The organism is Streptomyces sp. NPDC096013, from assembly GCF_044763565.1.
Classification (GTDB): domain Bacteria; phylum Actinomycetota; class Actinomycetes; order Streptomycetales; family Streptomycetaceae; genus Streptomyces.
On record NZ_JBIWGK010000003.1, the window covers coordinates 1 to 16,962 of the forward strand.

Below are 16,962 nucleotides of genomic sequence, written 5' to 3' on the forward strand. Positions count from 1 at the left end.
AAAACACTCGGCTGGAAAACCCCAGCCGAGCGCCTGCGTGATCTACTGACAGCCGCGTAAGCCATCAGGTGTTGCGAGGACCCCAAGAATCCGCCTCACGGCCCGGGGCTCCCTTGTCAGCGTGCGGAGACCGACGTCATCGTCACTTGGTCGTGGTGGCGACCGTGACCTTGCCGTCGATGATGTCCTGCTTCGCCTTGTCCACCGCGGCGACGGCGTCCGTCATGGCCTTGTACTTCGGGTTGGTGTCGGAGAAGCCGACGCCCTCATTGTCCAGGCCGTAGCGGATCACGCCGGTCTTGGGCTTGCCCTCGTACACCGACTTCACCAGGTCGTAGACGGCTCCGCCGACGTTCTTGAGCGCCGAGCCGAGGATGGAGTCCTTGTACTTGGCCAGCGCCTTCTGCTCGTACTGGTCGGAGTCCACGCCGATGGCCCATACCTTCTTGGCGGAGGCCTCGGAGATGACGCCCTGGCCGGACAGACCGGCTGCGGCGTAGATGACGTCCGCACCCGCGTCGATCTGGCCGCTGGCCGCGTCCTTCCCCTTGTCCGGGCTGGCGAAGCCACCTTGCTCCGCAGTCTGGGTGAGGTACTGCGACTCGATCTTGATGCTGGGGTTGACCGACTTGGCGCCCTGGTCGAACCCTGCCTCGAACTTGTGGATCAGGGGTACGTTCACGCCGCCGATGAAGCCGATGTGGTTCTTCTTCGTCGCCTTGGCCGCGGCCACACCCGCGAGGTAGGAGGACTGCTCCTCGTGGAAGACGAGGTCGGCGACATTGGCGGCCTTGATCTGCTCGTCGTCGACGATGCCGAACGTAGTATTCGGGAACTTCGCCGCCGCCTCCTTGACGGCCGGCGCGTAGGCGAAGCCGACACCGATCACCGGGTTGTAGCCGGCCGTGGCGAGGCTCTCCAGGCGCTGCACCTTGTCCGCGTCGGACTCGTTGTCCTGCGGCTCGATGTCGCGGCCGGTGAGCTTGAAGTCCTTCTCGGCCTTCTGGAGACCGGCGTACGCGGCGTCGTTGAAGGACTGGTCGCCCTTGCCGCCGACGTCGTAGGCGAGGCCGATGCCCTTGCCGGTGTACTTGCCGGACGAGGACGACGAGGTGTCGCTCGCCTTGTCGGCGCTTTTGCTGGAGCTACCGCAGGCGGTGGCCGCGAGGGCGATGACCGTGACGGCCACCGCAGCTTGGGAGAACTTCGTCCTCCGAGATGTCTGACGCACAGCAAGCACTCCTTCGTCCCCACGGCACCGTCACCGGACCGCTTCCCCAAGCCGCCGCCTCTGTGGCGATTTCCGCGCACAGTAACGCGCGTAGACGAGGAGGGGAACGGGGTTTCTCCGTGCCGTTACCGGATCGTGCCGCCGACGCGTTACGTTCACGCGCCGGTGGTTACACCCGGGTGACACAAGGGGACGTAAAGGCACCGAACGGGCACCCTTGCGTCCCCCGGGTCACGGCGTGCCGGTCAGATCGCGCCGTCGATCAGGGCGGCGGCGGTGAACAGTTCCACGCCGACCGTGATCGCCGACTCGTCGACGTCGAAGTCGCCCTGGTGGAGGTCCCGTACGGTGCGCTCCCCCGGCGTGCGGACGCCGAGCCGGGCCATGGCGCCGGGCACGTGCTCCAGGTACCAGGAGAAGTCCTCGCCGCCCAGGCTCTGCTCGGTGTCCTCGACGGAGAGGGGGCCGCGGCGGGCGGTCATGGCGTCCCGGAGCAGTTCGGTGACGAGCGCGTCATTGACGACGGGCGGCACCCCGCGGACGTACTCGATCACGGACTTGGCGCGGTACAGCCCGGCGACCTCGTCGATCGCCGCGTGCACGACGTCGGGTGCCTGCCGCCAGGCGGCGAGATCGAGACACCGCACGGTGCCCGACAGTTCCGCGTGCTGCGGGATGACGTTGGGCGCGTGGCCGGACTCGATGCGCCCCCAGGTCACCGACACCCCACTGCGCGCGTCCATGCGGCGGGAGACGATCGCGGGCACGTCGGTGGCGACGCGGGCGGCGGCGGTGACGAGGTCGGTGGTCAGGTGCGGCCGGGCGGTGTGGCCGCCGGGGCCGTCCAGGGAGACCTCGATGCGGTCGCAGGCCGAGGTGATGGGGCCGATGCGCAGCCCGATCCGCCCGCTGTCCACCTTGGGGTCGCAGTGCACGGCGATGATCCGCCCCACCCCGTCGAGCACCCCGCACGCGATGGCGTCGGCGGCGCCGCCGGGCAGGACCTCCTCGGCGGGCTGGAAGAGGAGGCGGACGGCCCGCGGGAGCAGGCCCTGCTCGTGCAGCCGGGCGAGGACGAGGCCGGCGCCGAGCACGACGGTGGTGTGCACGTCGTGGCCGCAGGCATGGGCGCGGTCGGGCACGGTGGAGCGGTACGCGCAGTCGCTCTTCGTGTCCGGGACGGGCAGGGCGTCGATGTCGGCGCGCAGCGCGAGCATGGGTACGGCGGGGTCGCGGGGGCCGATGTCACAGACGAGGCCGGTGCCGACGGCGAGGACGCGCGGTTCGAGACCGGCGGCCTCCAGCCGTGCCTTGATCGCTGCGGTGGTCCGGAACTCCTGGTTGCCCAGCTCGGGGTGCATGTGCAGGTCGCGGCGGAACGCGACGAGTTCGGCACGCAGGAGCTCCGGCAGGGTGCCCGGGAGCACGTTCCCGACGGGTTCGACCTCGGACTCTGCCTCGGACTCTGCTGACATCAATTGCTTCACCCTCTGAAGGGTAGGGCGCCCGGGTGGTCAACTGACCCTCGATCAACAAAAGTTCAACCCGTTAGTCGAAGAAAATCTGACCGCCGGCCGCATAGCCGCCTGTGGAGGTGGGTAAACTCCCCGCTCCTTCTGGGATACCACGGCTCGCCACAGCCCGGCTCGACCCGTCCGCATCCCGGAATCCGTACTGCCGTACAACAGTGGCAACACCGCTACGCAGTGTGAGATTCCCGGACCCGCGTGTCCGTGGTGGTTGCCTTGGTAGGGTCCGCCGACGTGACCGACCCGAACGCGGACTTCATAGAGGCCACCCGCTCCTCCTACGACGCGATCGCGCCCGCGTACAGCGCCGAGCATCCGGACGGCCTGGGCGACGGCCCCGTCGAGACCGGCCTGCTGAACGCCTTCGCCGAACTGGTCCGTACGGCGGCGGACGAGCCTCGGGTGGCGGACATCGGCAGCGGCCCCGGCTATGTGACCGCCCGCCTGAACGCCCTCGGCCTCCAGGCCTTCGGCATCGACATCTCCCCGCACATGGTGGCCCTGGCCCGCGAGGCGCATCCCCGGCTCCGGTTCCAGGTCGGCTCGATGACCGCTCTGGACGTCCCGGACGCGAGCCTGGCCGGCGTGTTCGCGCTCTACTCCACGATCCACATCCCGGACGCCGACCTGCCCGGCGTCCTCACGGAGTTCCACCGGGTGCTGCGCCCGGGCGGCTACGCCCTGCTCGCGTTCCAGGCCTCGGACGGCGAACACATCCACATGGCGGAGCGCTACGGCCAGGACATCTCGCTGGACTACTACTTCCGCACCCCGGCCGAGGTGGCGACGTACCTCACGGAAGCGGGCCTGAGCGTGTACGCCCAGGCCCGGATCGAGCGGCAGGGCCGGCAGAAGTGGGGCCGGGCCTTCACCCTGGCCCACAAGCCCCCGGCCGCCGGCTGAACCGCCTACGCCGCCGTCACCGCCGACAGCCGGTGCACGTCCCGCGCCGTCCCCGTGACCCCGGACAGGAAGCCCTGCGCGCGGGGTGAGGCGTTCTCGGTCAGCCAGGCGGGGTCGATGTCGCACACGGCGACCCGGACCTCGGTGCCCATCAGTGCCAGCGGCAGGGTGTGCACCACGGTCGAGGGGAAGCTGAGGATCGTACGGCCGATGGGGCCCCTGCGGGCGATCAGTTCCAGGGGCAGGTCCGGGCGGACGATCTCCAGGCCCGTCTCGACCGCCAACCGGTGGAGTTTCTCGGTGCTTTCGCGGCGGTGGGCGAAGTAGCGGGTCGCGCCGTGGGTCTTGGCGAGGGCGGAGACCGCCTCCAGGTAGCGGTCGTTGTCGACTACTCCCGTTTCCACCAGGGACGTTCCGACCATGTCCGCGCCCTTGGTGATGCGGGGCGGCCCGAAGGTGGCGCGGGTCCAGGCGAACTCGTTCGGGGTGATCGTGACGCCCTCGGGGGTGGTCTCGATCGGCATCGAGGAGAAGACCTCGACCGTGCGCCGGGTGCTCGGGGTGAGGCGGCGGCGGGCCGCCGAGGAGACCGGGGCGAAGATCAGGTCGCGGGGGCCGGGGCGGCCGCCCTTGCGGTGCCAGCGCACCAGGCGTTCGCCGCTGGCCAGTTGGGCGACGAACTCCATCGTCGCGGTGCCGTCGTCGACCACCACCAGCTCGCGTGCCCTGGTGATGGTCAGCAGGAGCTGTACGTAGCGGGAGAACGGGTCTCCCATGACGATCCGGTCCGCCCTGCGCAGGAGCCGGGTCAGGCCGCCGATGGTCTGGAAGGGGGCCGCGGGTCCGCCCCGCGCCTCCTCCCAGCGCACGGTGTGGCCCTCGTCGCGGGCGAGGTCGGCCATGCGGCGCAGCTGGCCGCGGGTCATCGGGTCGGTCGGCGACAGGACCACGAGGGTGAGCCCCCCGCCGGGTGCCTCCTCGGCCCTGGGCGCACGGAGGTGCGCCCACTCCAGCACGTTCAGCAGCTGTACCGGACTCTCCACGAACGCGAGAGTGTGGGGGGTGAGGCCGGCGGTGCCGGCATGAGGGCTCATTGTCGTACGACCGTCCCGTGACCGTAAGTGGCGCTTAATGGCTCAGACTCAGACCGAGACCGGCTCGCCCGCGGCCGCGGCGATCTCCGCCTCGGCGACCACACCGGTGACGCGGCGCAGCTTCTTCATCGGGCCGAGCTCCGACTCGTAGACCTTCTTGACGCCGTCGCCGAGGGAGGCCTCGATGGTGCGGATGTCGCGGACGAGGCGGGTCAGGCCCTGCGGCTCGACGGAGGCGGCCTGGTCCGAGCCCCACATGGCGCGGTCGAGGGTGATGTGACGCTCGACGAAGGTGGCGCCGAGCGCGACCGCGGCGAGGGTGGTCTGGAGGCCCGTCTCGTGACCGGAGTAGCCGATCGGGACGTTCGGGTACTCGGCCTGGAGGGTGTTGATGACGCGGAGGTTGAGCTCCTCGGCCTGCGCCGGGTAGGTCGACGTGGCGTGGCACATCAGGATGTTGTCCGAGCCGAGGACCTCGACCGCGTGGCGGATCTGCTTCGGGGTCGACATGCCGGTGGAGAGGATGACCGTACGGCCGGTGGCGCGCAGCGCGCGGAGCAGCTCGTCGTCCGTGAGGGACGCGGAGGCGACCTTGTGGGCCGGGACGTCGAACTTCTCCAGGAATGCGACGGCCTCGGTGTCCCACGGGGAGGCGAACCAGTCGATGTTCTTCGACTTGGCGTACTCGTCGATCTGGCGGTACTCGTCCTCACCGAACTCCACGCGGTGGCGGTAGTCGATGTAGGTCATGCGGCCCCAGGGGGTGTCGCGCTCGATGTCCCACTGGTCGCGCGGGGTGCAGATCTCCGGGGTGCGCTTCTGGAACTTGACGGCGTCGCAGCCGGCCTCGGCGGCGGCGTCGATCAACTTGAAGGCGTTCTCCAGCTCACCGTTGTGGTTGATGCCGATCTCGCCCACGACGTAGACGGGCTGGCCGGGGCCTGCGGTCTTCGAACCGAACTGGCGCAGACGGGAGTTGATGCTCATGACAGCGGGTTTCCTTACTTGGTGAGGGAATCGAGAGAGGGGCCGAGGATCCAGCTGGCGATCTCTCGGACAGCGCCGTCGCCACCGGCCACGGTGGTGACCGCTCGTGCGGCGCCGCGTACGACGTCGTGGGCGCTCGCGACCGCCACGGGCCAGCCCACGAGGGCGAAGCACGGGAGGTCGTTGACGTCGTTGCCGACGTAGAGCACGCGCTCCGGCGCGATGCCCTGCTCCTCGCACCACTGCTTGAGTGCGAGGTCCTTCCGGTCGATGCCGTGCAGGACCGGGAGTTGGAGCTTCCGGGCCCGGGCGGCGACGACCGGGTTCTGCTCCGAGGACAGGATGAGCATCTTCAGGCCGCTTCTGCGCAGCGCAGCGATGCCGAGTCCGTCGCCGCGGTGCACGGAGACGAACTCCCGTCCGTCGGAATCGATCAGCACCCTGTCGTCGGTCTGGGTGCCGTCGAAGTCGAGTACGACCGCGTCGATGTCGTCGGCGGTCGGGAGCGAGCCGGGGCGGTCCGCGTCGAACAGCGGGGCCAACGCCCGTGCCCTGGCCAGCTCGTGGGGGTCGTCGATCTCCAACACCCGCGCGGGGTCGGTCCGGACGAGTTCCGTGCGGCCGAAGAAGCGGTGGCCGACCTTGCGGAAGCCGGCCGCGTCCATGCCGTAGACGGCGCCGGTCTCCAGGAAGTCCTGGGGGCGGTCCTGGCGGCGCGGCCGGAACGACTTGTCGTGGTTGACGCCGTAACCGCCGCTGGCCACGGTCGAGTTGGCGACCTTGGTGGCGCCCCCGACCTCTTCGCTGCGGGCGGGTTCGACGACCGCCGTGGCCTCGTCGTCGGCGTCGCGCCAGACGAAGCCGTGGAAGGGGGCGACGGTGTGCGCGGTGTCGGCGCCGTTCGCGACGATCGCGTTGACGATGCCGTCGACGTCCTCGCGGACGATGAAGGGGCTGGTGCACTGCACGAGCAGGACCACGTCGACGGCCGCGCCGTGCAGCGCCTCGTGGGCGTCCATGGCGTGCAGGACGGCGGCCTCGGAGGTCGCGGTGTCACCGGCGATGGCGGCGGGCCGCAGCACGACCTCGGCGCCGGCCTGGCGGGCGGCGGCGGCGATGGCCTGGTCGTCGGTGGAGACCACGACATCGGTCACCAGCCGGCTGGCACGGCACTCGCGCACCGCGCGGGCCACCAGTGGCACTCCGCCGACGGGGGCGAGGTTCTTGGCGGGGACGCCCTTGGAGCCGCCGCGCGCGGGGATCACCGCGAGCACCCGGCGCACCGAAGCGCCTTGGCCCGCTTGCGGGTTGGACATGGGCTCTACTCCTTGAGCGGAAGTCTCGGCGTTCACAGCTCCCCCATCCGGCGGATGACGGGCGCCACGCGCTGCACTCCGTGGCGGTAGGCGCCCCGCGCGGCCCGGCGGACGATCTGCCGGACGGGACCGGGCTCCTTGTCCGCGGCCGGGGCGCCGGGCAGCGGGGTGCCGTCCGGGCCGAGGTGGTGGCGGGCGAGGATGCCGGGCAGATAGCCGGGGGCGGTCTCGGGCGTGTAGTACGGGGCCAGCGGCGCCATCCCGTCGGCGGCCAGCAGCTTGACGATCCGCTCCCTGGCCGCGTCGAAGGCCGTCTCGTACGACCCTCCCCCGGAAGCGGGACCCCCAGCCCCGACCCCCTGCCGGGCCACCCACTCCGCGTCCGGCACCGGCTTGTACCCGGCGTCCAGCTGCTCCCAGGAGGCGAGGCACCCGGAGCCCACGAAGTGGTGGTTGCCGAGCCCCTCGCGGATGCCGAGGTCGGTCAGCACGACGGTGGGGATACGGCGGTGCAGGGACTCCAGGGCGGCCGTCGAGCTGACGGTCACCAGGAGGTCGGTGCGGTCGAGCACATCGCCCATGTGCCCGTACACCAGGCTGAAGTTGGCGGGGAGGTCCTTGCCCTGGACCAGCTTCTGGTAGGGCAACTCCTCGATGTGCGTGGTGTGTTCGCCGGGCTTGGAGCGCAGCTTGAGCAGCACCTCGCGGTGGGGGTGGAAACGGGCGTGCTGGATCGCCCGGTTGAGCAGGTACTCGCGGTCCCTGCGGTTGTCGGGCACCGAGGGCTGCACCGCGAAGACGACCGTGTACGGGTCGTGCTCACCGGTGTAGGCGGCCCCGCCGAGGAACGGCAGGGCGACCTCGGTGACCGCGCCGGAGTCGGCGCCGACGCCGTCGTAGACCGCCTTGAAACGCTCCGCGTCCTGGCGGGAGTTGGCGAGCACGAGGTCCGCGCCGTGCCGCAGCAGCAGGCCGTCGGTGAGCTTCTCGTAGACGACGCCGACATAGCCGGTGACGACCACGGGCCGCTTGCTGCGCCCGTCCCAGACGCGGGCCAGACCGTGCAGCATCGCCTGGACCCCGCCGCCGACGAGGGAGAGCACGAGGATGTCGTAGGACTCCTTCTCCATGGCGCGCAGGAACTCGACGGCGGTCACCTCGCGGAGGGAGTCGGCGGTGACGCCGACTTCCTTCAGCTGGCGGGCTGTTGGGGTGGCACGGCCCCGCAGGAGGTACCCGTCCAGAGAGATGTCCGAATTCGGCGGAGCGATACGGTTCGCGGTGAGCGAACCCCATTTCCACCGGGTGTCGGAATCCGCGAGGACGGCGACTCGCAGGGTCTGCGTTGCACTTGCTGGCACACCGAAGACGCTAGGAAGCCATTCCGTTGATCGGCCCAACCAGAAGGCAACAAACGGTTAACAGCACACCGCCGAATGGCGAATCAGGGCGTGGCGCGGCCCTAAAAATTCCTGGTTCACAGGTTCGCCACGTGGCGTTCACCCGACATCAAACCAATGGTAAAGACCGATGCCGGAGCGACCTCTAACGTCATGCGGGTGGTCAAGCTCTCCGTCATCGTGCCGTTCTACAACGTGCAGCAATACGCGCCCGACACTCTGAAGAGCCTGCGTGGGAACACACGGGAGGACTTCGAATTCATCTTCGTCGACGACTGTTCGACCGACGAGACCCCTGACATTCTCGCGCGCGCGGAGCGGGAACTGCCAGGCGTCGTGCTTGTCAGACACCAGAAGAACGGAGGGCTGGCGACCGCCCGCAACACCGGCATCGACGCGGCACGTGGCGAGTATCTGACGTTCCTGGACGGCGACGACTGGCTCGCCCCGGACTACTTCCCGCGCCTGCTGGCCGCCATCGAGGAACTCGGCTGCGACTTCGTGCGCACCGACCACGTGGTGTGCACGGCCAAGGCCCGCTCGATCGCCCGGGTGCCGCAGGGCCGGCGCGGTGTGGTGATGAACCCGCGGGACGCGATCCTGCCCGCCGACCGCTCCACGTCCGTGGACTACGCCTACGCCTGGGCGGGCATCTACCACCGCAGACTGGTCGACCGGGGCCTGCTGCACTTCACCGACGGGCTGCGCACGGCCGAGGACCGGCCGTGGATCTGGAAGCTGCACCGGGAGGCGGAGTCGTTCGCCACCGTGGGGCTGCTCGGGGTGTTCTACCGGCGCGGTGTCGCCTCGTCGCTGACCCAGATCGGGGACGTGCGGCAGCTCGATTTCATTCGTGCGTTCGACCAGGTAATCGAGGAGACGGCGGCTGACCGCGACGCCGGCGAACTGCTGCCCAAAGCGGTGCGCACCTATTGCGCGATCATGGCTCATCATCTCGGAGCGATCGAGAGGTTCGAACCCGCCGTGGCTCGAAAACTGCGTTCACTGAGTTCCGCCGCGCTCAAGCGCATGCCGCAGGACGTTCTCGCGGAGGTCATGGACTCGATGGACCCCCAGCGCGCCGGCCGGCTGCGCCGACTGCGCCGCCGTCCCACCTCGGCCCGGACGGTGGCCGCCTGATGCCCCGCACCACCCAGATCCTGTGCGCGTCGACCCTGTACGGCGCCGCGACGCTGGCCGCCGCGCTGGACGCCGGGCTCCTCGGCGAGGCCGACCGCAGGCTGCTGCTCATCACCAACAACGCGGCCACCCCGGAGACCACCGCGTCGGTGGACACCATGCCGGGCTTCGACCGGCTCCGGGAGCGCTTCGACGACGTCCTGTCGTGGAACGAGACCATCTCCCCCTTCCACCCGAGCGGTTGGAGCCCGCGGGGCGACGACGTCCCGATGTGGGAGCGGTACGTACGGCTGCTGTGGAAGCTCGGCGACGACGAGATCCGGCTCGCCGTGGAGTCCGTCCAGGTCAACCCGTCGCTCGCGCTGTGCCAGCTGTTCACCGGCGCCCCGGTCGACGTCTACGCGGACGGCCTCATAAGTTACGGCCCCACGCGCGACAAGATCGACCCGCTGGTCGGCACCCGCATCGAGCGGCTGCTGCACCTCGATCTCGTCCCGGGCCTCACCCCGCTGCTGCTCACCGAGTTCGGCGTCCCGCCGGAGCTGGTGCCGACCGAGGTCTTCCTCAAGGTGCTCGGCGAACTCGCCGCGTCCGAGGAGGAGTTGCCGGCCGTCGAGGGCCAACCGGCCCTGCTGCTCGGCCAGTACCTCGCCGCGCTCGGCATCCTCACCGACCAGCAGGAGGAGGAGCTGCATCTGCGCATGGTGCGCGGTGCCGTCGCCCTCGGCCATCGCGAGCTGGTCTTCAAGCCGCACCCGGTGGCACCCTCCCGCTGGTCGCGGCTGCTGGAGGACGAGGCGAAGAAGCTGGGCGCCCGTCTCACGCTGCTGGACCGGCCGGTGCTCGCCGAGGTCGCCTTCCAGCGGCTGCGGCCCGCCCTGGTCGTCGGCTGCTTCTCCACCGGGCTGTTCACGGCGGCGGGGCTGTACGGCATCCCGGTGGCGCGCGTCGGCACCGACACCGTGCTGGCCCGGCTCACCCCGTACCAGAACAGCAACCGGGTGCCGCTGACGATCGTGGACGACGTGCTGCCCGACCTCGGCGACAAGGCGGCGGTGACGGAGTGGCGGATGCCGTCGCCGGAGCGGGTGGCCGAACTGGCCGGACTCCTCAAGGCCGTCGGCTTCGCGATGCAGCCCAGGATCTACCCCCGGCTGCGCGCGGACGCCGAGCGCTATCTCTCGGCCCACCTGAACCCGCACACCTGGCGGTACTTCAAGCGCCGGCGGCTGACCGCGCTGGCGCTGCCCGGCGCCGTACCGGCACAACTGTCGTTCATCCCGCGGAATCAGACGGTCCGGCGCATCGCGCGTCGCGCCCGTGCTTTGTCCGGACGTTAGCGTCCATTCAAATTGTTCATCCGGGCGACATGTAGGAGACCCCTGTGTGTCGCCGGTGAATTGCCTTTCATCCGTCGAACGTTCGTAGCGTCACATCGTTCCGTCGCGGAACAGCCATTCGACGTCGGCGAGAAAGGCCCAGGATGAACGCGGTTGACCAGGCCCTGGCACCCACCCTGCGGGGCCAGGACCCTGGGCAGGAACCGGAGCAGCCACCCGTCGCCCCGTCCCGCCCGCCCCGGGAGCACCGGCTGCGCGCCCTGGACGGACTGCGGCTGCTGGCCGCGCTGATGGTGTGCCTGTACCACTTCACCGGCAAGAACGGCGAGGTGGCCTCCTCCTGGCACCAGTCCCCCGGGAACATGTTCCCCACCCTGTCCCAGGCGGGGACCTACGGCTCGCTCGGGGTGCAGTTCTTCTTCCTCATCAGCGGCTTCGTGATCTGCATGAGCAGCTGGGGCAAGTCGATGGGTGAGTTCTTCCGCTCCCGCATCGCCCGCCTCTACCCGGCGTACTGGGTGGCGCTGATCCTGGTGGGCACCGCGTCGGTGCTGATGCCGGTGGTCGTCAAGCCGCTGCGCTCGGACGAGTTCCTCGTCAACCTCACCATGCTCCAGCAGCCGATGGGCGTGCCCCGCGTGATCGGCGTCGACTGGACGCTCTGGGTGGAGATGCGGTTCTACCTGTTCTTCGCGCTCTTCGTGATCTGGAAGGGCGTCACCTACCGCCGGGTGGTGACCTTCTGCATCCTGTGGACGATGGCCGGCTGCTTCGCCCGGGTCGCCGACAACCCGCTGACGACCGAGCTGGTCATGCGCGACCACGCGCCGTACTTCATCGGCGGCCTCGCCTTCTACCTGATCTACCGCTACGGCAGCGACCTGCTTCTGTGGGGCATCGTGGGGATGTCCTTCCTGCTGGGTCAGCGCTACTCGGTGACGGCGCTGTGGCATCCGGGCATGACCGGCGACTTCCACCGCAACCCGCATGTCATCCAGGCGATCGTCTTCGTCGCCTTCGCGGCGGTCGCGGCGGTGGCGCTGGGCTGGACGAGCTGGGCGAACTGGAGCTGGCTGACGCTGGCGGGCGCGCTGACGTACCCCTTCTACCTGATCCACGAGCACCTGGGCTGGTTCGCGATCCGCGTGCTGCACCGGGGCTTCGGGCTCGGCCCGTACGAGACGCTGGCGCTGACCGTGCCGGGGCTGCTGTGTCTGGCGTATCTGATGCACCGCTTCGTCGAGAAACCGTTCGGACCACGGCTGAAGCGGACGATGTCGCTCCAGTCGAAGCAGCTGGCGGCCAAGCTCGGCAAGTGACCCCGCACCACGGAAGGGGGCCCTCGACACAGGTCGAGGGCCCCTTTTTTTGTGCGTGTCGGTTTTTCTGTGCGCGTGCGTCAGGCCTGCGCGGCCCGGATACGGCGCACCACGCGCCGTACGGTCGGGTTGCGGCGCAGCGACTCCGCGCGGACCGCGCTGCCGCCGGGGAGGCGGAGGCTGGTCAGGCGGCGCTTCTTGAAGTACTGCGGGTACTCGTCGAGGTGGACGGCGAGCCAGGCGGACACCTCGTCGCGCATCGCGTGGTGCTTGAGGGCCTGCATGCAGTAGCCGACGGCCCGCACCAGCGGCGCCAACTCCGCGGCCAGGGTGCCCAGTTCGAGGGGCTGCCCGACCTTGTCCTTCTCGGCGTCCGGCAGGATCGCGTCGATCACGGTGAGCGGGATGCGGTTGCTGTTCTCGTACGGCGTGATGCGTTCGAGGAGCAGTCCGGTGCCGACGCGGGCGACGGGGATGTCGTAAAGAGCGGCGGCCGTCATCAACGCCGTGGAGAAGCAGCCGATGACCAACTGCGGGCGGAGATGGGCGAAGACCGTCTCGGCGAGGACCGGCTCGCGCAACACCGTGAGGCGGACGCCGAGTTGGTCGGCGGTCTGCTCGAGCGAGGTGCTGTAGACGGCGGGTGCGCTGGGGTGGGGCTTGAACAGGACGTCCTGGTGGCCCGCCTTCGCCGCGGCGCGCAGCATGCGGACGTGCAGCTGCTCCTCCTCGTCCTGGGTGATCAGGTCGATGGCGGAGAGGTACTGGCCGAGCATGACGGCCGTGGGCCGGTTCTCCTGGGGCAGCCTGTCGGCGAGGATCTGGGCGCCGGCCTCGCCGATCTGGGCCAGGACCTCGACGATCGCCTCGTTCGGCACGGGCTGCGGCTCGACCCCGTACTCGGACAGCAGCATCGGCCGCAGCCCGGGTATCAGGTCGAGGTGCAGCACGCGGGCGATGCGGCTGTTCAGGTTGTGCGGGATGCGGTTGCGGGTGGGGCCGTAGCTCATCAGGCCGTCCGCGTACACGTGCACCGGGCTGTCGGCGAAGATGTCGGCGACCGCGCGGGAGGGGTTGGCCTGGATGGACTCGCAGGCGATCTCCACGTCCTCGTCACCGAGGTTCCAGGCGAGGCGTACGGCCTTCTCCCACAGGGCCGCGTCCTGGGCGCGCGGGGACCAGCCGGCCGGGTGGAAGGGGGAGATGAACTCGTTCCACGAGCGGACCTCGTCGAACTCCGGGCGCAGCTTCTCGAAGCCGGGCATCCGGTCCAGCGGGGTGCCGACCTCGGGGACGGCGGCCGTGTTGCTGACCACGAGGATGCGGCGGTGGGCCGCGCGCGGGCCGAAGAAGCCGGCGCGGATCGCGGCGGTGACGGTCGCGGCGGCGTACTGCGTGGCCGAGAAGAAGATCTGTGTCGTGCCGCTCATGCCGCGACTCCCTTCATGCCACCGCGGATGCGCCGCAGCGTGTGCACACGTTCCTCGCCCATGCCGACGAGTGCTTCGTTGAGTTCGGTCTCCGTCATCCGGCCGAGCGCCTCGGCGGCCATCTGACGCAGTTTGGCGTGCACGCTGCGCTCGAAGCGGCCCCGGTCCAGGAGCTGGTGGGCGATGACGACGCAGTAGTTGCGCAGCGCCTTCTTGCGGAGCTTCGCGGCCTCGGGGTCGTCGGCGAGTTCGGCGAGGACCAGGTCGAAGGAGCGGAAGAAGTCCAGCTGGCGTACGTCGCCGATCTGGGTCAGCGAACCGGCCAGGCCCCGGCGGTAGAAGACCCCGCGCAGGCTGGCGGCGACGTAGGACTCCGCCTTGCGGTGCAGTTCCCAGATCCAGGGGCGGTCCTCGGCGGTGCGCAGGCCGTCGTGGAAGCGCAGCAGGCCGCGGTCGAGGAGGCGGCGGTGGTAGATGCCGGCCCAGGCGTACGGGTAGTCGACCATCGTCGTGTCGTCGACGGGGAGGATCGCGCTGCGCGGGTCGAGCGGGGTGTGCCTGCGGCCCTCGGGGGAGCGCTGGATGGCGCGCTCGACGCCGGTGACCGTGACGTGGTCGGTGCGCACGAAGTCGACGTCGAAGCGCTCGATGACGTCGACCAGGTCGGCGAGGTAGCCGGGCGCGAGCCAGTCGTCGCCGTCGAGGAACGTCAGGTAGCGGCCCTCGGCCGCGTCGATCCCGGTGTTGCGGGCGGTGGCGAGGCCGCCGTTCTTCTCGTGCCGGATGACCCTGCTGTTCGGGAGCCGCTTCGTCAGCTCCAGGAGAGCCTCATAGGTCTTGTCCTTGGTCGAGCGGTCCTCGACGAACAGGAACTCGAACTCGTCCCGTGCGTTGTTGATCAGGCTCGTCACCGTTTCCGGGACATATGCCTCGATGTTGTAGCAAGGGACGATGACGGACAGTGTTGGGGGGCGGTTGGTCACGCGTACACCTGGGCTCTCTCCGGGGCGGATTCTTGTGACCGTAGGAGATGTTCGAGCCCGGATATCAACCCTGCCGGGGCCAACAGGTGAACGCACGGTAACGGCCCGGCCTCTTCGGGCGTTCAATTGCCGCCCAAACGGACCTCGATGCCCGCGATCAGCAGGTCGAGCCCCTCCTCGAAGTGCTTCCCGTACTCCTCGAAGATCTCCGCGCCCGCCGCGGCCGACAGCGGGAACCCGGCCATCAGGCGGGCGCGTTCGTCCACGCCGTAGCCCTCACGGCGCTCGTCCGGCAGCGGCTTGACGCCCTGTTCCTCGCTGACGAAACCGATCGTGTAGAGGTACGAGGTCGAGATCGCGCGGACCGCCTGGGCGAGGGTGAAGCCGGACTCGGTGAACAGGCGCAGGGTGCGTTCCATCTCCACGGCGTGCAGCGTGCCGGTGAAGCGGGAGCCGCTGAAGACCTTGGCGCCGTCGCGGTAGCCGAGCAGCGCGTCGCGCAGTCCGCGGTTGGCCTTCAGCAGCCGCTCCTGCCAGGTGTCCTCGTCGGCGAGCGGGGCGCCCGCGACCATCCGCCGGTACATCTCCGTGGCCATCTCGTCGAGCAGCGCCTGTTTGTCCTTGAAGTGCCAGTACAGCGCGGGCGCCTTGACGTCGAGTTCCCTGGCGATGGCGCGCAGGGTCAGCCCGTCGAGGCCGACCTCGTTCAGCAGTTTCAGGGCGGTGTCCGCGACGCGCTTGCGGTCGAGGGGGATGCGTCGTTCCGTGCTCACGCTTGACAACTTAACACCGTTAAGGCCACTCTCGGAGCCAACGGAACTTAACAACGTTAAGGAGAGTGGGTCATGACCGAACATGTGGACGTACTGATCGTGGGCGCCGGCCCCACCGGACTCGCCCTCGGCGTGGACGTCGCCCGGCGCGGGGTGGACGCGCTGGTCGTGGAGCGCGGCCCCGGCCTGTCCCCCGGCTCGCGCGGCAAGGGGATCCAGCCGCGCACGATGGAGGTCTTCGACGATCTCGGCGTCCTGGACGCGATCCTCGCGGCGGGCGGCGAGTATCCCGTCGGGATGATCTGGCAGGACGGTGAACGGGTCGCCGAGCAGAGCATGTTCGACCCGGCCGAGACCACCGAGGACTCGCCGTACGGCGCCCCCTGGATGGTGCCGCAGTGGCGCACCCAGGAGATCCTGCGGGCCCGGCTCGACGAGCTGGGCGGCCGGGTGTCCTTCGGCCGCGAGGTCACCGGCCTCACCCAGGACGAGGACGGCGTGACGGTCGGGTTCGCGTCCGGCGCCCCCGTCCGCGCCCGGTACGTCGTGGCCGCCGACGGCGGCCGTTCGGTGATCCGCCGCGGGCTCGGCATCGGCATGGCCGGCGAGACCGTCGACCCGAACCCGATCCTGGTGGCCGACGTCCGGATCACCGGCCTGGACCGCGACAACTGGCACACCTTCCCGCCGCGCGGCGACGACGGCTTCCTCGCGATCTGCCCGCTGGCCGGGACCGAGGACTTCCAGGTGATCGCCCAGATCCTGGACGACAGCGCACCCGACCTGTCCCTCGACGGCGTACGGAAGATCGTCGCCGCCCGCTCGCACCTCGCCCCCGACGACCTCACCGATATCAGCTGGGCCTCGGACTTCCGCCCCCGCGCCGCCCTCGCCGACCGCTTCCGGCGGGGCCGGGTCTTCCTCGCGGGGGACGCGGCGCACGTCCACTCGCCGGCCGGCGGACAGGGCCTCAACACCAGCGTCCAGGACGCCTACAACCTCGGCTGGAAGCTGGGCGCTGTCCTGCGCGGCGAGGCCCCCGCGGGCCTTCTCGACACCTACGAGGAGGAACGGCGCCCGAACGCCGCCGAGATGCTCGGCCTGTCCACCAAGGTGCACCGCGGCGAGGCCCGGCGCGGCGAGGCGACCCGTCAACTGGGCATCGGCTACCGGGAGTCGACGCTCACCACGGACACGCGGGCACCGGGTGAGGGCCTGCGCGCCGGTGACCGCGCGCCCCACCGCACCGTCGCGGGCGTACGCCTGCTGGACGCCTTCCGTGGCCCGCACTGGACCCTGCTCGCGCTGGGCACGGAGGCACCGGCGGCCGGTGACGGGGCCGCGGTCCGTGTCGTGGAGGGACCGGCGGCCGAGACGTACGGCGCCGGTCTCTTCCTGGTCCGTCCCGACGGCTACGTCGGCTGGGCGGGCGACACGGACCGCGGTCTGACGGAGTACACCGGACGCTTCGGCCTGACCGGCTAGTTACGCGGAGCCCGTCCGTTGCGCGGAGCCCG

General features: G+C 70.0%; 14 protein-coding genes. 5 read left to right on the forward strand and 9 right to left on the reverse strand.

Annotated features, from left to right (window positions below):
- Positions 1-142: 142 nt before the first annotated feature.
- Positions 143-1,231 (reverse strand): BMP family ABC transporter substrate-binding protein, encoded by a 1,089-nt coding sequence (locus tag ACIRB1_RS11595; protein ID WP_352182130.1) that lies wholly within the window; start codon positions 1,229-1,231, stop codon positions 143-145.
- Positions 1,232-1,476: 245 nt separating this feature from the next.
- Complete coding sequence (locus tag ACIRB1_RS11600; protein WP_352182129.1) at positions 1,477-2,706, reverse strand: amidohydrolase; 1,230 nt, start codon at positions 2,704-2,706, stop codon at positions 1,477-1,479.
- 288 nt (positions 2,707-2,994) lie between these two features.
- Here ACIRB1_RS11600 and ACIRB1_RS11605 point away from each other — a divergent pair, with 288 nt between their 5' ends.
- Positions 2,995-3,663 (forward strand): class I SAM-dependent methyltransferase, encoded by a 669-nt coding sequence (locus tag ACIRB1_RS11605; protein WP_403465392.1) that lies wholly within the window; start codon positions 2,995-2,997, stop codon positions 3,661-3,663.
- A 5-nt stretch (positions 3,664-3,668) separates the two neighbouring features.
- On the opposite strand, the gene ACIRB1_RS11610 is transcribed toward ACIRB1_RS11605, so the two are convergent.
- The 4 genes from ACIRB1_RS11610 to ACIRB1_RS11625 are packed head-to-tail and all read right to left on the reverse strand — an operon-like array spanning position 3,669 to position 8,421.
- Positions 3,669-4,757: a hypothetical protein gene (locus tag ACIRB1_RS11610; RefSeq protein ID WP_403465393.1), complete on the reverse strand. Its 1,089-nt coding sequence runs from the start codon at positions 4,755-4,757 to the stop codon at positions 3,669-3,671.
- A gap of 48 nt (positions 4,758-4,805) precedes the next feature.
- A complete protein-coding gene (locus ACIRB1_RS11615) occupies positions 4,806-5,744 on the reverse strand; it encodes an N-acetylneuraminate synthase family protein (RefSeq protein ID WP_352182126.1) in 939 nt (312 codons plus the stop codon).
- A 14-nt stretch (positions 5,745-5,758) separates the two neighbouring features.
- Positions 5,759-7,060 (reverse strand): N-acylneuraminate cytidylyltransferase, encoded by a 1,302-nt coding sequence (locus ACIRB1_RS11620; protein ID WP_352182125.1) that lies wholly within the window; start codon positions 7,058-7,060, stop codon positions 5,759-5,761.
- 32 nt (positions 7,061-7,092) lie between these two features.
- Entirely contained in the window at positions 7,093-8,421 is a 1,329-nt protein-coding gene (locus ACIRB1_RS11625; protein ID WP_403465394.1) for a DUF6716 putative glycosyltransferase, read from the reverse strand.
- A gap of 198 nt (positions 8,422-8,619) precedes the next feature.
- Here ACIRB1_RS11625 and ACIRB1_RS11630 point away from each other — a divergent pair, with 198 nt between their 5' ends.
- The 3 genes from ACIRB1_RS11630 to ACIRB1_RS11640 all read left to right on the forward strand — a co-directional run bounded on the left by ACIRB1_RS11630 (position 8,620) and on the right by ACIRB1_RS11640 (position 12,259).
- Positions 8,620-9,600, forward strand: a complete 981-nt coding sequence (locus ACIRB1_RS11630; protein WP_352182162.1) for a glycosyltransferase family 2 protein — start codon at positions 8,620-8,622, stop codon at positions 9,598-9,600.
- On the forward strand, positions 9,600-10,940 hold the full coding sequence (locus ACIRB1_RS11635) for a polysialyltransferase family glycosyltransferase (RefSeq protein WP_403465395.1): 1,341 nt from the start codon (positions 9,600-9,602) through the stop codon (positions 10,938-10,940). The genes ACIRB1_RS11630 and ACIRB1_RS11635 overlap by 1 nt, the downstream gene beginning before the upstream one ends.
- A gap of 143 nt (positions 10,941-11,083) precedes the next feature.
- A complete protein-coding gene (locus ACIRB1_RS11640; protein WP_403465396.1) occupies positions 11,084-12,259 on the forward strand; it encodes an acyltransferase family protein in 1,176 nt (391 codons plus the stop codon).
- An 80-nt stretch (positions 12,260-12,339) separates the two neighbouring features.
- On the opposite strand, the gene ACIRB1_RS11645 is transcribed toward ACIRB1_RS11640, so the two are convergent.
- From ACIRB1_RS11645 to ACIRB1_RS11655, 3 genes are all read right to left on the reverse strand, one after another.
- A complete protein-coding gene (locus ACIRB1_RS11645) occupies positions 12,340-13,689 on the reverse strand; it encodes a polysialyltransferase family glycosyltransferase (protein ID WP_352182121.1) in 1,350 nt (449 codons plus the stop codon).
- On the reverse strand, positions 13,686-14,672 hold the full coding sequence (locus ACIRB1_RS11650; RefSeq protein WP_403465397.1) for a glycosyltransferase family 2 protein: 987 nt from the start codon (positions 14,670-14,672) through the stop codon (positions 13,686-13,688). The genes ACIRB1_RS11645 and ACIRB1_RS11650 overlap by 4 nt, the downstream gene beginning before the upstream one ends.
- A 122-nt stretch (positions 14,673-14,794) precedes the next feature.
- Positions 14,795-15,445 carry a TetR/AcrR family transcriptional regulator C-terminal domain-containing protein gene (locus tag ACIRB1_RS11655; RefSeq protein WP_403465398.1) on the reverse strand — a complete coding sequence of 217 codons (651 nt, stop codon included), beginning with the start codon at positions 15,443-15,445 and terminating at the stop codon, positions 14,795-14,797.
- A gap of 72 nt (positions 15,446-15,517) precedes the next feature.
- On the opposite strand from ACIRB1_RS11655, the gene ACIRB1_RS11660 reads away from it, so the two are divergent.
- Positions 15,518-16,930: an FAD-dependent oxidoreductase gene (locus tag ACIRB1_RS11660; RefSeq protein ID WP_403465399.1), complete on the forward strand. Its 1,413-nt coding sequence runs from the start codon at positions 15,518-15,520 to the stop codon at positions 16,928-16,930.
- The last annotated feature ends 32 nt before the right edge of the window (positions 16,931-16,962 follow it).